9 protein-coding genes are annotated in these 15,627 nt (G+C 73.9%); 2 read left to right on the top strand and 7 right to left on the bottom strand.

Annotation, left to right across the window (positions count from 1 at the left end):
• From IH00_RS0102575 to IH00_RS0102550, 6 genes are all read right to left on the bottom strand, one after another.
• Window positions 1–5,355, bottom strand: a 5,355-nt coding sequence (locus tag IH00_RS0102575; RefSeq protein WP_039946061.1) for a non-ribosomal peptide synthetase, incomplete at its 3' end; no start/stop codon positions are given.
• A 150-nt stretch (window positions 5,356–5,505) separates the two neighbouring features.
• A complete protein-coding gene (locus IH00_RS0102570) occupies window positions 5,506–6,849 on the bottom strand; it encodes a serine hydrolase domain-containing protein (RefSeq protein ID WP_031069049.1) in 1,344 nt (447 codons plus the stop codon).
• Between the two features lie 130 nt (window positions 6,850–6,979).
• Window positions 6,980–8,338, bottom strand: a complete 1,359-nt coding sequence (locus IH00_RS0102565) for a sensor histidine kinase (RefSeq protein ID WP_234334736.1) — start codon at window positions 8,336–8,338, stop codon at window positions 6,980–6,982.
• Between the two features lie 45 nt (window positions 8,339–8,383).
• Window positions 8,384–9,055, bottom strand: coding sequence for a response regulator transcription factor (locus tag IH00_RS0102560; protein ID WP_031069045.1), 672 nt, complete (start codon window positions 9,053–9,055; stop codon window positions 8,384–8,386).
• Between the two features lie 156 nt (window positions 9,056–9,211).
• Window positions 9,212–11,203, bottom strand: coding sequence for an FtsX-like permease family protein (locus IH00_RS0102555; protein WP_031069044.1), 1,992 nt, complete (start codon window positions 11,201–11,203; stop codon window positions 9,212–9,214).
• Window positions 11,203–11,949: an ABC transporter ATP-binding protein gene (locus IH00_RS0102550; RefSeq protein WP_031069041.1), complete on the bottom strand. Its 747-nt coding sequence runs from the start codon at window positions 11,947–11,949 to the stop codon at window positions 11,203–11,205. Before IH00_RS0102550 ends, IH00_RS0102555 begins: the two co-directional genes overlap by 1 nt.
• 150 nt (window positions 11,950–12,099) lie before the next feature.
• On the opposite strand from IH00_RS0102550, the gene IH00_RS0102545 reads away from it, so the two are divergent.
• Together IH00_RS0102545 and IH00_RS0102540 are read left to right on the top strand one after the other, a co-directional pair.
• Window positions 12,100–13,377 carry a sensor histidine kinase gene (locus IH00_RS0102545; RefSeq protein WP_031069040.1) on the top strand — a complete coding sequence of 426 codons (1,278 nt, stop codon included), beginning with the start codon at window positions 12,100–12,102 and terminating at the stop codon, window positions 13,375–13,377.
• Complete coding sequence (locus IH00_RS0102540) at window positions 13,365–14,033, top strand: LuxR C-terminal-related transcriptional regulator (RefSeq protein WP_031069039.1); 669 nt, start codon at window positions 13,365–13,367, stop codon at window positions 14,031–14,033. Before IH00_RS0102545 ends, IH00_RS0102540 begins: the two co-directional genes overlap by 13 nt.
• Window positions 14,034–14,417: 384 nt before the next feature.
• Here the strand turns inward: IH00_RS0102540 and IH00_RS0102535 are convergent, their stop codons facing one another.
• A complete protein-coding gene (locus IH00_RS0102535) occupies window positions 14,418–15,587 on the bottom strand; it encodes a glycosyltransferase family 4 protein (protein WP_039946058.1) in 1,170 nt (389 codons plus the stop codon).
• Window positions 15,588–15,627: the final 40 nt, after the last annotated feature.

Genomic DNA, 15,627 nt, shown 5'->3' with positions numbered 1-15,627 from the left:
CGGCGCGGGCAGGGAACGGCGGTCCACCTTCCCGCTCGGTGTCAGCGGCAGCCGCTCCAGCGGCACGTACAGCGCGGGCACCATGTAGTCCGGCAGCGAACCGGCCAGGTGGGAGCGGAGTTCACCGGTGGACAGCTCGCGGTCCGCCACCAGGTACGCGACCAGGCGCCCCCGGCCGGTCTCGTCCCGGTGGACGACGACCACCGCGTCCCGCACCTCCGGGTGGCGGCCCAGGGCGGTCTCGATCTCGCCGAGCTCGATGCGGAAGCCGCGCAGCTTGACCTGGTCGTCGGCGCGGCCCAGGTACTCCAGGCTGCCGTCCGCCCGCCACCGGGCCACGTCGCCCGAGCGGTACATCCGGTCGCCGGGCTCGCCGTACGGGTCGGCCGTGAACCGTTCCGCGGTCAGACCCGGCCGTCCGTGGTAGCCGCGCGCCAGGTGCGGACCGGCGATGTACAGCTCCCCGGGCACGCCGACGGGCACCGGCTGGAGCGCCGCGTCGAGCAGGCGGACACGGGTGTTGGGCAGCGGCGTGCCGATGGGGGGCACGGCCCCGCCGGTGAGCGGCGCGCTCATGGTCGCCACGACGGTCGACTCGGTCGGCCCGTACGCGTTGATCATCCGCCGGCCCGCGGACCAGCGTGACACCAGGTCGCCGGTGCTGGCCTCGCCGCCGACGACGAGGGTGCGCAGCCCGTCGAGCCCTTCCGGCGTCAGGGTGGCCACGGCGGAGGGCGCCAGCAGCGCGTGGGTGATGCGGCGCTCCCGCAGGAACGCCTGCAGCGCCTCGCCGACGAGCGGGCCGTGCGGCGGCAGGACGAGCGTGGCGCCCGCGGGAAGGGCCATCAGGACCTCCATGACGGCGCCGTCGAAGGACGAGGAGGCGAACTGCAGGACCCGGCTGTCCTCCTCGACCGCCAGCCGCTCGATCTCGGCGGCGGCGAGATTGCCGATGCCGCGGTGCGGGACGAGCACGCCCTTCGGGGTGCCGGTGGAGCCGGAGGTGTAGATGACGTACGCCAGGTCGTCCGGGCGCGGGCCGGGCTCGGGCGCCGTGGCGGGCAGCGCGGCGAGAGCCTCCGCGTCCCGGGCGAGGTCCACGATCCGGGCGCCGGTGTCCGGCAGCCGCCTTACCAGCTCGGTGCGGGTGACGACGATGCGGGCGCCGGAGTCCCGGAGCATGAACGCGAGCCGGTCGGCCGGATAGCCGGGGTCCAGCGGCAGGTAGGCGGCTCCGGCCTTCATGATGCCGAGGAGGCCGACGACCGTCTCCACGCCGCGCTCGACGCACAGGCCGACGAACGTCCCGGGACCGGCGCCGAGGGACACGAGGTGGTGGGCGAGCCGGTTGGCCCGCTCGTCCAGCTCCCGGTAGCCGAGGACGGTGTGCGCGTCCTCCACGGCGGGCGCGTCCGGGCGGCGCCTCGCAGTCGCCGCGACCAGCTCGGGGAACGTGCCGCCGGGCGCGGGGCGCAGGGGTCCGTTCCAGCCGGTGACGACCTGCTCGTACTCGTCCTCCGTCAGCATCGGCAGGGTGGCGAGGGGCCGGTCGGGTTCGGCCGTGGCCGCGGACAACACGGTCGTCAGGTGCCCGGCGAAGCGGGCGATGGTCGCCTCGTCGAACAGGGCGGTGCTGTAGCCCACCCGGGCGGTCAGGGCGTCGCCGGTCTCGAAGAACTCGACGGTCAGGTCGAACGGAGCGGCCTCCCGGAGCACCGGGTGGTCCGCCGTGCGCACACCGGGCAGCCGGACCGGCTCGCTCTGCGCGTTCTGCAGGACGACCATGGCCTGGACCAGCGGGGTGCGGCTCGTGTCGCGCGCGGCGCCGACGGCGTCCACCAGGCGCTCGAAGGGCACGTCCTGATGGGCGAAGGCCTCCAGGACGGTCTCCTTGAGTCCCGCCAGCAGCTGCGCGTACGACATGTCGGGGTCCACGCGGGAACGCAGGACCACCGTGTTGACCAGGAAGCCGACGAGGTTCTCCAGGTCGCGGTGGTCGCGGCCGGAGGAGGCGGTGCCGACGGCGATGTCCTCCTGGCCCGACCAGCGGGCGAAGACGGTCTTCACGGCAGCGGTCAGCGCCATGAAGAGCGTCGCGCCGTGCCGCTGCGCGAGTTCCCTCAGGGCGGTGGTGGTGCCGGCGGGGACGGGGAAGGTGTACACCGCGCCGGCCGAGGAGCGCAGCGACGGCCGGGGGCGGTCGGTGGGGAGCTCCAGGGGGGTGATGCCGTCGAGGCGCTCGCGCCACCAGTCGAGGTGCCGGTCGAGGAGTCCGCCGCCCTCGAGACGGCCCCGCTGCCAGGCGGCGAAGTCCGCGTACTGGACCGTGACGTCCGGCAGGCGGGGTTCGCGGCCCTCGGCACGGGCGGCGTACAGCTCGCCCAGCTCGCGGGTGACGACGCCCATGGACCAGCCGTCGGTGACGATGTGGTGCATGCCGAGGACGCACACGTGCTCGTCGTCGGTGAGGCGCACCAGCAGTACGCGGACCAGCGGCCCGGCCGTCAGGTCGTACGGGCGGTTCGTCTCGGCGCGGACCAGCTCGCGCAGCCGGTCCTCGCGCTGCGCCGCGGCGAGGCCGGTCAGGTCCTCGGTGCGCCACTCGGGGGCGAGCCGCGGGTGGACCACCTGGACGCCGCGTCCGCCGACGACGCCGAACGTCGTGCGCAGCGACTCGTGTCGGTCCGTCAGGTCCTCGACGGCGGACCGCAGCGCGGCCGCGTCGAGGACGCCGGTGAGGCGCAGCCCGGTGGCGGTGTGGTACTCGGCGCTGCCGGGGTCGAAGTCCTCCAGGAACCACAGACGCTGCTGCCCGTACGACATGGGCAGGGCGCCGTCGCGGGGGACGACCGGGATGGCCGGCTCCTCGGCGGCTTCGTCGGGGGCGAGGGACGAGGCGAGTCCGGCGATCGTCGGGGTGTCGAAGAGGATGCGCGGCGGAAGGGTCATGCCGAGCGCGGCGCGCATCCGGGAGACGGCGCGGACGGAGAGGATGGAGTTGCCGCCGAGCTCGAAGAAGTCGTCGTGGATGCCGATGTGCTCGACGCCGAGGACCTCCGACCACACACCGGCGAGGGTCTCCTCGACGGCGTTGCGCGGGGCCGCCCGGTCGGCGCCGGTGCTCTCCTGGACGGTGGCCGGGTCGGGCAGCGCCTTGCGGTCGACCTTGCCGTTCGGGGTGAGCGGCAGGGTGTCGAGCACCACGACCGCCGACGGCACCATGTGGTCGGGCAGGTCCTTGGCGAGGTGGGCGCGCAGCTCCTCGGGGGAGGGGCGGTGCGTGCCGGACGGCGACACGTAGGCCAGCAGGTTGGTGTTGTGGGTGAGGGCCACGGCCTGGGCGACGCCGGGGTGGAGGGCGAGGGCGCTCTCGATCTCGCCGAGCTCGACGCGGAAGCCGCGCACCTTGACCTGGTCGTCGGCGCGGCCCAGGTACTCCAGGGTGCCGTCGGTGTTCCACCGCGCCACGTCGCCGGAGCGGTACATGCGCTCGCCGGGCTCGCCGAACGGGTTGGCGACGAAGCGCTCCGCGGTGAGTCCGGGGCGCCCGTGGTAGCCGCGGGCCAGGCCGACGCCGGCGATGTACAGCTCGCCGCGCACGCCGGCGGGGACCGGGCGCAGGGCGTCGTCGAGGACGTACACGCGGAAGTTCGCGATGGGCCTGCCGATCGGAGGGACCGTCGCGCCGCTGAGCGGGGCGCTCATGGTGGCGCAGACGGTCGTCTCGGTCGGGCCGTAGGCGTTGATCATGCGCCGGCCGCGGGACCACCGGGCGACCAGGTCGGCGGTGCTGGCCTCGCCTGCGACGACGAGGGTGGCGCCGGCGGGCAGGCCCCGGCCCTCGGGGAGGACGGCCACGGTGGCCGGGGTGAGCGTGGCGTGGGTGACGCCGTGCTCGGCGGCGTACGCGGCGAGCGGCTCGCCGGGGGCGAGGGCCTCCTTGGAGCCCATGACCAGGGCGGCACCGGTCAGGAGGCCCATGCAGACCTCCCAGAACGCCGCGTCGAAGCTGGCCGAGGCGAACTGCAGGACGCGGCTGCCGGGGGTCACGTCGAACGCCTCGGCCTGCACGGCGGCCAGGTTGCCGATGCCGCTGTGGGAGACGAGGACGCCCTTGGGACGGCCGGTGGAACCGGAGGTGTAGATGGCGTACGCGAGGTCCTCGGGCGCCAGGACCACGTCGGGTGCGGTGGCCGGGTGGGCGTCGAGGGCGGCCCGGTCGTCGGTCAGGTCGATCAGGGTGGCGTCCGTGGCCGGCAGCCGGTCGCGCAGCCGGCGCTGGGTGACGACGAGGCGGGCGCCGGAGTCCTCGAGCATGTAGGCGAGCCGGTCGGCCGGGTAGGACGGGTCGAGCGGAAGGTAGGCGGCACCGGCCTTCATGATGCCGAGCAGGCCGGCCGCCATGGCGGCGTCCCGCTCGACGCACAGGCCGACCAACCGGTCGCGCCCGGCGCCGCGTTCGATCAGGTGGTGGGCGATGCGGTTGGCCCGCTCGTCCAGTTCGCGGTAGGTGACGGGACCGTGCTCGTCGATGACGGCGACGGCGTCGGGCCGGGCGGCGACCTGGGCGGCGTACAGCTCCGGGAAGGTGCCGGTGGGCACCTCGCGCGCGGTGTCGTTCCAGACGCGCACGACCTGCTCGAACTCGCCGTCGGTGAGGAGGGGGAGCGTGGTGAGGGGTTGGCGGGGGCTCGTTGCGGCGCCGGTCAGCAGGACCGTCAGGTGGCCCGCGAGGCGCGCGGCCGTGTCCCCGTCGAACAGGGCGGTGCTGTGCCGCACGCGCAGGAGCCGCTCGGCGGGGGAGACCTCGACGGACAGGTCCAGCGGGTCGAACTCACGGTGCGCGGCCGGGAGTTCCCCGAGGTCGGCGACCATGGCCTGGACGTACGGGGTGATGCTGGTGTCCCGCGCCGGGGCCAGCGCCTCGACGAGGTCGGCGAACGGGATGCCGTCGTGGGCGAGTGCGTCCTCCAGGACGCGTGCCGTGTCGCTCAGCAGGGCCGTGAAGGGCGCCGCGGTGTCGACGCCGGTGCGCAGGACGACCGTGTGCCCGGTGCGGGGTGAGACGGTGCCGAGGGCGATGTCCTCCTGCCCGGAGTAGCGGGTGAGCAGGGCGGCGACGGCGGCCGCCAGGACGGCCGTGCGGCTGGTGCCGTGGAGCTCGGCCAGGTCCGTCAGCGCACGGGCGGCGGGGCCGGGCAGCTCGCGGGTGTGGAGGGCGGTGGCCGTCGACCGGATGACCGGGCGCGGCCGGTCGGCCGGCAGCTCCAGGGGCGGGACGCCGTCCAGCCGGGCCCGCCAGAACTCGGTCTGGTCGGGGACTGTCCGGTTGACCGGCACGTCGGCGCGAGCCACGTCTGTACCTCCAGGGAAGGGCGGCTTCCGGGCGCGGGTGTGCCAGGGCAGGGCGGGGCGCGGAAGCGGGGGAAGTCGGAAAGGCGGAGCGGAAGGGGGGGCACCGCCGCGGACCCGGCCGGTACGCGGCGGCCGGGGCGGGCGGGGTGGTTACGCGGTCGTCGTCCGCCGGGCGGAGCGGCCGCCGAGCTGCATGAGGATCACGTCGCCCGTACCGGGGTGGGTGACGAACCGGCCCGTCCAGGGGGCGGTGTCGGTGTCCGTGCGCCGGGCGGTGAAGGTCAGGTCGCCGTCGAGTGCCAGGTCCGCGGTGAGCCCGGTCGCGTCCGTCAGGCGCAGGGCGGTGCCGTCGTGGTGCGTGCGGACGGCGAAGCGCGTGTCACCGTTGCGGTAGTCGCCGGTGAAGCGGTCGAGGCCGGTCGTCACGGCGGGCGCGGTGGAGGCCGCGGGGCGGTGGTCGCCGACGGGCACGCCGTGTGCCCGCAGGGTGTCGACGAGATCCGCCCACAGCAGGGTGCCGGTGGTTGCGTTGGTGGTCAGGGCCACGGCGGTGCCGCTGTCCGGGTGGAACCGCAGATGGGCGGTGGCGCCGTCGGCGGTGCCGTCGTGACCGAGCCAGGTGCCGTCGGGCGAGGCGTAGCGGGCCAGGCCCAGGCCCCATCCGTCGGCCATGCCGAAGGCGTCGGCGGCGGGCTCCCCGGCGCCCATCTCGGCCCGCTCCGTGGCGGGGAGCAGGGTGTCGGCGTCGGGGTGGGCGCCCAGGTGCAGGGCGGCGAGGGCGACCAGGTCGCCGGCGCTGCCGGCGAGTCCGCTCGCCGGCGCCCAGCCGGCCGGCAGGTACAGGCCGACGGGGTGCGCCGCGCGCTCCCGGCCCGGCCGGACGGCGTGGCCGTCGGCGACGGCCCGGAGGCCGGTGGCGGAGCCGCCGCCCAGGAACACCGGGTCGATGCCGAGCGGACGCAGGAGCGAATTCTCCATGACCGCCTGCCACTTCATGTCGCCGACCGTCTCAATGACGCGGCCGAGAATGCTGTAGCCGGTGTTCGAGTACGAAAAGCAGTGGCCCGGGGCGTGCAGAGCGGCCGTGGCCGCGGCGCTCGCCGTGTAGCGCGCCAGGGAGACTTCCCCGGCCTCGTCGAGTTCATGGTCGGCGACCAGCCCGGCGGTGTGGCTGAGCAGGTGTCGCAGGGTGATGGCGGACATTCTTTCGTCCACCGCCCCGTCGAACTCCGCCAGGTATTCGGCCACCGGGTCGTCCCATTCCAGGTCGCCCTCGGCGACGAACTGGGCGACCACGGTGGCCGTGAACACCTTGGTCACCGAACCCAGGGCGAAAGCGGTGTCCGCCGTCACCGGCCGGGTCGTGCCGGCCCGTGTCACGCCCGTGGCCACGGACACGGTCTCCCCGGCCCGGCGGATGGTCAGCTGTGCGCCGGGAACGGAGTGGTCGTGCGCGAGCCCGTGCAGTCTGTCCGCCGCAAGATGCGCTTCCACGTCTCCCCCTTGTCGAGCTTCACGGGTACGGCTACCCGCACCATGGGGGGTGCGGGTAGCCGTACCCCCTCATCCTCGATCAGGTGTTCAAAGAAGAGCAAGAGCTTTCCTTTTGAGGCAAAGTCGCAGGTCAAACGGGGTGCACTGACCACGGGAGAGTGGCCGTCACCGCCGTCGGTCCACCGGGCGGACTGCATACGTCCAGCCGCCCGTTGAGTGCGGCGGCCCGGTCCTCCAGCCCGCGCAGACCCGTCCCGGCCGTCAGCGAGGCACCACCCGTGCCGTCGTCCGTCACCGAGACGACGAGCTGGTTGTCGTGCTCCTCCAGACGGACGTGAATGCGCGTGGCGGACGCGTGCTTGACCGTGTTCGCCAGGCATTCCGCAACGATGTAGTAGGCGGTCGACTCCACGCTCACATCAGGGCGACGGACCAGACCGCTGGACACGTCCACCGGCACGTGGAACCGCTCCGTCAACGCCGTGACGGCCGCGTCGAGACCGCGGTCGCTCAGAATGGGCGGCTGAATACCGCGTACCAGGTCCCGAATTTCATCGAGCGCCTTGCCGATTTCCTGGTGGGTTTCATCGATGAGCGCGGAAAGGTACTGCACGTCGTCGCTCCGGCGGTGTTTCGCGTGCGAAAGACGCATGAGCAGAACCGCCAGGCGCGCCTGCGCCCCGTCGTGCAGGTCCCTTTCCAGCCGGCGGTAGTCCGCGTCGTTCACCCGCAGCGCCGCGATGCGCTGGCGCTCGGCCGCCTCCTCCCGGCGCTGCGCCTCGGCCTCGTCGATGCGGCTGAGGATGCGGCGCACCATCCGGGCCCGGAGTTTGCCCATCCAGAACAGCAGCCCCAGCAGTACCGAGAAGAGCGCCACGGACGCAACGGCGACCGACACGCGCGTGACCGCACCCGTCACCGGCAGCGTCAGGCCGGGGCCGAACGCGAGTTGCTCCGGTGGCCCCAGGGGCAGGGCCACGACGAAGGCGACGACCGGGAACGCCAGGGCCGCCAGCGGCAGCAGCCAGACCGTGCCGAGCAGCAGCAGCCCGAGGTAGCCGATGTCGTCCCAGCTCGCCTCGGCCGGCCGGTGCTCGCGCTCCGCCTCCCGGTCCGCCTCGGCGGACCGGACCGACGGGTCTCCGGAGTCACCGACGACCGAGTGGGCGAGCAGGCGCTCCAGGTCGGCCACGGCACGCAGCAGCGGCAGGCTGAACGACATGCCGTCGCGCAGGACCGCCATCCGGGCCGGCACCTGCCGCAGCACCTCGCCCAGGGCGCTGCGCGGCCCGGATGGCCGCGGCCGCGCCGCCGGAACGGCCCACCGCACCAGCGCCGCCGCACCGCGCACGGCGACGACGACCGCCGTCGGCAGGCCGACGAGGAGGAACCACGAGACGGCGCGCAGCGCCAGCGAGGCCACCAGGAGGGGGGCCAGCAGAAGGCCGACGAGACTGCCCACCGAGAGGTAGATCAGCCCGGCGGCCACACGATAAGGAGTCGGGAGAGTCACGGAACCACGGACCACCGGGCGTCAGTTGGCTCTGTCCTGCAGCCTCTCCAGGCCCCGCAGATAGTCCAGTACCGCGAGCACCCTTCTGTGGTTCTCGCCCGAGTTGGGGATGCGCAGCTTGCCGAGGATCGACGTGACGTGCTTCTCCACCGCGCGTTCGGAAATACCGAGCCGGTTCACGATCCCGCTGTTCGTCAGTCCCGTCGCCATGAGTTCGAGCACCTGGCGTTCGCGCGGCGTCAGCAATTCGCTGGCGTGCTTCTCGCGCGGACTGCCGATGAACTGCTTGAAGATGTCGGAGTCCAGGACGGTTTCCCCGCGCCGGACCCGGTGCAGGGCGGAAAGGAATTCACCGAAGTCCCCTACGCGCTGCTTCAGCAGGTACCCCGTCCCCGCCGGTGCGTCCCTGACCAGCTCCTCCGCGTACGTCGGTTCCACGTACTGGGAAAGAAGCAGCACCGCGGTACCCGCGCCGAGCTTCTGTATCTCCAGAGCGGCGCGTATGCCCTCGTCCGTGAAGGTGGGCGGCATGCGGACATCCATGATGACCACGTGCGGCCGGGCGGTCCGAACGACTTCCAGCACCCCCGTGGTGTCGCTCAGCGAGGCGACCACCTCGATTCCTTCGTCCGCCAGCAGCCTCGCCATTCCTGCTCTCAGGAGCGCGGAATCCTCGGCGATCGCGACGCGCATGGAGACTCCTGCTCGTTAGGATCGTGCCAACCATCCGGCGGATGTGGACAGCCGGATGGTGAAGGGAACGTGGAGCTGTGTGGGGGGCCATCAGCATAGGCGTGGCACGATGCATGACGCTACGCCGAACGCCGCGTGTCCGCGGAGCGGACGGCCCTACCGGCGGGAAGTGACCGTAGCGACGCCGACCTGCCGGAGCAAACGGCCGGCCGCCGTGAGACTCACCACCACACCCACGAGCACGCACGCCGCCGTCAGCGCACCGAGCATCCCCCACTCCACACTCAGCGGCGCCTCGCCACCGAACACCGAGAGCGCCCCCCGGTGGGCCCGGGCGCCCACCGCCACCACGCCCGCCGCCATCAGCACGCCCAGCAGCGAGGTCGACAGCGTCTCCCACAGCGCCATCCGGCGAACCTGGCCCGCGCTGACACCGACCATCCGCATGCCCGCGATCTCCCGTCCACGACGGCTGTACGCCATCACCAGCGTGCCCGCCACCGCGATCAGCGCGTACAGCGACGCGGGAACCGTCAGCACCGCCAGCACCAGCCGGTTGAGCCGGTCCTGATCGGTCGCCACGCTGCTGAACCACTCCTCCGTCGGCACCACCCTCACCCGGTCCGTGCCCACCCGTGCGGCGAGCTCATCGGCCACCGCCCGGGCCGAGCCAGCGGCCTCCTCGCCGAGCAGCACGGCGGCACGCGACGGGGCCGGAGCCGGAGCCGGGCCCCGAGAACCGGGCGGGAGCAGCAGCGGGGGCACCGCCGACCCGCCGTCCAGCACCGCCACCACCCGGGCCTCGACCGGCCGTCCGCCGAACATCCCGTACGTCACCGTCGATCCCGCCCGGTGTCCGTACCAGTCGGCGAACTCCCGCGACACGGCGACCGTTCCCGGCAGGAGCGGGCCGAGCGACCCGTCCACCACGGTGATCCGGTGGGTACGGGCCAGTGCGGCCGGGTCCGCGACCGCCGCCTGCTCCTTCCACACCGAGTGCGGGCCCGCCACCGCCACCTCCAGCGCGGCGGGCGCCGAGACGGCCGCCACCCTCGGGTCGGCGCGCAACGCGGCCATGGCGTCCGGGCTCAGCGCGTCACCCCGGGTGGGCTCCACGACGAGCTGCGCGACGGTACGGGCCCGGTCGTCCGCCTCCGTCGCCGCGCCCGTGGTGGACAGCACCGTGGTGAAGACACCGACGATCGCGAGGATCGCCAGCACCGGCCCCACCAGGGACGCCGTACGCCGCCGTGACGTGCGCACCGACTCCGCGGCCAGACGCCCGGCCACCGGGTCGGCCCAGCGCAGCGGCAGCGCCATCAGCCGCAGCAGCGGCGGCAGATACACCGGCCCCAGCAGCGTGGCCGCGACGGCCAGCGCCATCGTGCCGAACAGCGCCAGCGGAGTGGCCGCCTCCGGCCCGGCACCGGGGGCCAGCGCCACCATCACCGCACCGGTCACCAGCGTCAGCACGCCCATCACCCCGCGCCCCACCGTCATGGTCCGGGCGTCCAGATCCGCTTCGCGCAGCGCCTCGGTCGGGCGCACGCGAGCGGCCCGCCGCGACGCGGCCAGCATGCCCAGCGCGGCCATGAGCAGACCGCTGCCCGCCGCGAGGACGAGCGGGCGGAACAGCGGTCCCGGGCGCAGCTCGACCGGCGACAGACCGGTGCCGTTGAGCGCCTCCACGGCGACCGGCGCGGCCACGGCGGCGACCGCGCACCCCACCAGTGCGGCGGGCACCGCCACCGCCAGCGACTCGCCCAGCACCATCCGCCGCACCTGCGGCCCGCCCGCGCCCACCAGGCGCAGCAGCCCCATGTCGCGGCGGCGCAGGGCGATACCGAACGCGCACGTGCCGGCGATCACGAACACCGTCACGAACGCCGACACGACCCCCGCCATGGCCAGCACACTCTGCACCCCGCCCATGTCCAGGTCACCGCTGGACAGGGTGCGCGCCGCACCGGTGCCGTCCGTCAGCGTCACCGACGGGTTGCCCGCACCCGGCGACGCCGGCACCGCCCACGTCGCGGCGAGTGCCGAGGCGGACACCCCGATCAGCGCCACGCCGAGCGCCAGCGCCACGAACGTACCGGCGAACAGGGCCCAGTAGTGCCGCACCGAGCGCAGGGAAATCCGCCACATCACCGCTCCCACAGGCTCAGTCGGTGCGCGACCGCGTCGGCCGTGGGGTGGTCGAGCCGCCCGACGACCTTCCCGTCCGACAGGAACACCACCCGGTCCGCACACGCCGCGGCCGCCGGATCATGGGTCACCATCACGACCGTGCGGCCTCCCCGGTCCACCACGGCGCGCAGCAGCTCCATGATCTGCCGGCCGCTGCGCCGATCCAGGGAACCGGTCGGCTCGTCGGCGAAGACGATCTCCGGCTCGGCCACCAGGGTCCGCGCGATCGCGACCCGCTGCTGCTGCCCGCCGGACAGCTGCGCGGGCCGCCGGTCCGCCTTGTCCTCCAGCCCCACCTCGCGCAGCGCCTCCATGACCCGGTCCCGCTTCACCCGCCCGCCCCGCAGGCGCAGCGGCAGCGCCACGTTCTCGTAGGCGTTCAGCATCGGCAGCAGATTGAACTGCTGGAAGACGAAGCCGATCCGGCCACGGCGCACCGCCGTCAGCTCCCGCTCGTCGCAGACGGCGAGGTCGGTGTCGCCGAGGAGGACCTGGCCCCGGTCGGGCTTGTCCAGGCCCGCCGCGCAGTTCAGCAGCGTCGTCTTGCCGGAGCCGGACGGACCCATCACAGCGGTCAGGGCCCGCTGCGGGAAGCCCAGGCTGACCTCGCGCAGCACGGGGACGCGGCCCGCGGCGCCCTGGTAGCTCTTGGAGACGGCGGCCAACTGGACGGCGGGGAGCTGGATGTCGGTGAGCAGTGACATGCTTCCAGTTCAGCAGAGCGGACCGCCCAGGTCAGTGGGGCTGCGGGGAGTCATGGAGGGAGGGTTTTCCCTACCATCCGCGTGGCGCGCCGGCCGGTTAGAGTACCCGGTGCATCCGCACGCGCCACGGACCCGGGAGGGACACGCACCATGACCGTCGCCGTCTGGGATGCCATGCGACGGCGCCCCCTTCGCTTCGCCGTCTCCACCTGGCCGCTGCGGTGCTGGGCGTTCCTGTTGAGCGGCACCGTCGTGGGCTTCGTCGCGCTCCTCCTCCTCGCGGCCCTCCTCTTCGTCGGCGTCGGCCTGTCCGTGGTGGGCGTCGGGCTGCTCGTCCTCATGGTGCTCGCCGTCCTCGGCATCCCCGTCGCCGCCGTGGAGCGGCGCCGGTTACGGCTCGTCGAACCCGAGCCCCTCCTCGACCCGCACGGCTCGCTTCCAGGAACGGGCGCCTGGCCGTGGTTGCGCACCCGGCTGCGGGAGCGGGCCACCTGGCGGGAACTGGGGTACACACTCGCCCTGGGGGTCGTCTTCACCGCCATGGGGATCGGCTTCACCGCCCTGCTCGGACTGTCGGTGCTGCTGACGGCGACGCCCGTCATCGTCTGGGCGATCGCCCCCGACACGGTGATGCTGGTGCCCGGACAGCCGATCTCCGACCCGGTCGCGGCCCTGCCGGGCAGCGCGGCGGGCCTGTTCGGCCTGCTCGTCTCCGCTTACGTGGGCGGGCTGCTCGCGGGCGTGCAGGTGTGGGTCGCCCAGTCCCTTCTCTCGGCGCGGGACGAGGACCTGAACAGCCGGGTCATCGAACTCACCCGCTCCCGCGCCCGGTTGATCGACGCGTTCGAGGCGGAGCGCCGGCGGATCGAGCGCGACCTGCACGACGGAGCCCAGCAGCAGCTCGTGGCGCTCAGCATGACCCTGGGTCTCGCCGAACTGGAGCTGCGCGGCCAGGACTCGCCGGCCGCTCCTCTCGTCGCCCGCGCCCGCGGCGAGGCTCGCCAGGCCCTGGACCAGCTGCGTTCCCTGGTGCGCGGCATCCACCCCCAGGTCCTCACGGACCACGGGCTGCCCGCCGCCGTCGCCGAACTCGCCCTGCGCAACCCCATCCCGGTGACCGTCGACATCGACCTGCCGCACCGCCTGCCGGCGGCGGTCGAGACCACCGCGTACTTCACTCTCACCGAGGCGCTGACGAACGCCTCCAAACACAGCGGCGCCGACGAGGTCGCCGTCGTCGGCCGCCTGCGCAACGACACGTTGGTGCTGCTCATCACCGACAACGGGCACGGCGGCGCGGATCCGGCCGCCGGGGCCGGTCTGCAAGGATTGGCGGACCGGGTGGCCATTCTGAAAGGGAGACTCATCGTGACCAGTCCCGTCGGCGGACCCACGCAACTGCGGGTGGAGGTGCCGTGCTCCGCGTAGTGCTCGCCGAGGACGCCGTTCTCCTGCGCGCCGGTCTGGTGGAGCTGCTGTCCCGCGTCGGACACGAGGTGACCGCCGCCGTCGGGGACGCCGGGGAACTGGCGCGCGCCGTGGACGCCGACCGGCCGGACGTGGTCATCACCGACGTGCGGATGCCGCCGGGCTTCCGCGACGAGGGGCTGAAGGCGGCGCTGGAACTGCGCGGCCGGCATCCGGGCCTGCCGGTGCTGGTGCTGTCGCAGTACGTCGCCACGGCCTACGCCACCCAGCTGTTCAGCGGTGGCGCGTCGGCCGAGGGAGGACTCGGGTACCTGCTGAAGGACCGGGTCGGGGAGGTCACCGACTTCCTCGACGCGCTGGACCGGGTCGCGAACGGCCAGACCGTGATCGATCCCGAGGTGGTCCGGGTGCTGCTGCAGCAGCGGACCGCCGACGAGCCGCTGCAGCGCCTCACGCCCCGCGAGCGGGAGGTGCTGGCGCTCATGGCGGAGGGGCTCAACAACCAGGCCATCGCGCAGCGTCTCACCATCACGGAGGCGTCGGTGGTCAAGCACTCCAGCAACATCTTCATGAAGCTGGAGCTCGACCCGGCCGAGGGAAACCGCCGGGTCCTGGCCGTCCTCGCCCACCTCCGCCGCGAGGCCCCGCCGGTCTGACGGGCGGCGTACCACCTTCGCGGTGGTGCGACGCCGGTCCGGCCGACGGCGTACGACTTGCGCGTCGGCGCGACGCCGGGCCGGAGTCGGCGTACGACTTGCCCGGTGGTGCGACGCCGGTCTGGAGGGGGCACGCACCTTTCGCGGTCATGCAACGCCGTCCTGGGGGCCGGCCACTCTGGTCCTGATGCGATGCCGTCCTGGCGGGCTCGCAGTGGTGCGATGCCGGTCCGGGCAGGGTGTACCACCTCCGCCGCGAGGCAACGCCGCCCCGGCCGCGTCCCACCCGGCACGCCCCGGGCGCTTCCCCGGTACACCGCGGCGGCTCCGGCGGTGGGCGGGGCCGGCACGGACCACCGCCGCCGGGGGAGGGCCGACGGCCCTTCAGTCCACGTCGTCGCCCCGTCCGGACACGACCGCCCTGAGGTCGGCGCCCGGCGCGAGCAGCTGCGTCAGCCGTTCCGCCGACGTGTCCCAGGACCACTGCGCGGCCACCCACTCCCGCCCCGCCTCACCCATCGCCGCGGCCCTCTCCGGGTCGCGCAGGATCCCCGACACGGCGCGGGCCACGGCTCGTACGTCCGTGCCGTCCACCACGGTGCCCGTCACCCCGTCGAGGACCGCGTCCGGCGCGCCGCCCGAGTCCCCGGCGACCACGGGCAGTCCGCTGGCGGCCGCCTCCAGGAACACGATGCCCAGCCCCTCCGCCTCCAGCCCGGCCTTCCGGGTCCGGCACGGCATCGCGAACAGGTCCGCCGCCGCGTAGTACGGGGCCGTCGACGCATGGTCCAGGCCTCCGGCGAACACGACGTGACCGTCGGCGTGCCGGCGCGCCAGCTTCCGCAGCCGCTCCTCGTCCGGGCCGCCGCCCACGATCACCAGCACCGCGTCCGGCACGGCCCGCCGTATGCCCGGCAGCGCGCGTATCAGCATGTCCTGACCCTTGCGCGTCACCAGCCGTGAGACGCACAGGACGACCTTGCGGCCCACGATGCCGTGCCGCTCCAGGACCGCCCGCGCCCGGGCGGGCGCGGGCCGGAACCCCGCCGGGTCCACGCCCGGGACCAGCCGCACCAGTCGGGCCCGCGGTCCCAGCGCCGGCGCGATACGGCGCCGCGTGTACTCACCGAGGTACGTGACGACGTCCACGTGGTCGCCGATGCGCCGCATCACCTGCCGCGCACCCGGTGTGCGCGCCCACCAGATCTCGTGGCCGTGCGTGGTGGCGACCATCCGCCGTATCCCGCCGCGCCGCAGCGCCGGAGCCATCGCCGCGAGCGGCGCCGCGGCCCCGAACCAGGCCCGGTCGCAGCCGTGGTGCCGCGCGATCTCCACCGCGCGGCGGGTCACGCGGGGGGTGGGCAGCAGCATGCGGCTGGAGTCCCTGATCACCGGGAACGGCAAGGTGGCGTCGTACGCGGCGGCACCCGGCTCGCTGGACGTGTAGACGACCACGTCGTTGCCGGGGACGCGGGTCGCCATGGCGTGGACGAACGTCTCGATGCCCCCCTGGCGGGGCGGGAAGTCGTTGGTGACGATCAGGGTGGTGCCCATGGGCGGTCGCTGCCTTCGTGGGAGGAGTGGGGCGGGAGAG

Source organism: Streptomyces sp. NRRL S-118 (assembly GCF_000716335.1).
In the GTDB taxonomy this organism is placed as follows: domain Bacteria; phylum Actinomycetota; class Actinomycetes; order Streptomycetales; family Streptomycetaceae; genus Streptomyces.
The sequence above is the reverse complement of the archived record's forward strand: the minus strand, read 5'-3'. Positions and strand labels throughout refer to the sequence as shown.

What these genes read in the sequence shown, in the direction of transcription:
- IH00_RS0102560 (WP_031069045.1), bottom strand. Translation starts at nt 9,055, where the DNA reads ATGCGCGTCGCGATCGCCGAGGATTCCGCGCTCCTGAGAGCAGGAATG.
- IH00_RS0102535 (WP_039946058.1), bottom strand. Translation starts at nt 15,587, where the DNA reads ATGGGCACCACCCTGATCGTCACCAACGACTTCCCGCCCCGCCAGGGG.
- IH00_RS0102550 (WP_031069041.1), bottom strand. Translation starts at nt 11,949, where the DNA reads ATGTCACTGCTCACCGACATCCAGCTCCCCGCCGTCCAGTTGGCCGCC.
- IH00_RS0102545 (WP_031069040.1), top strand. Translation starts at nt 12,100, where the DNA reads ATGACCGTCGCCGTCTGGGATGCCATGCGACGGCGCCCCCTTCGCTTC.
- IH00_RS0102555 (WP_031069044.1), bottom strand. Translation starts at nt 11,203, where the DNA reads ATGTGGCGGATTTCCCTGCGCTCGGTGCGGCACTACTGGGCCCTGTTC.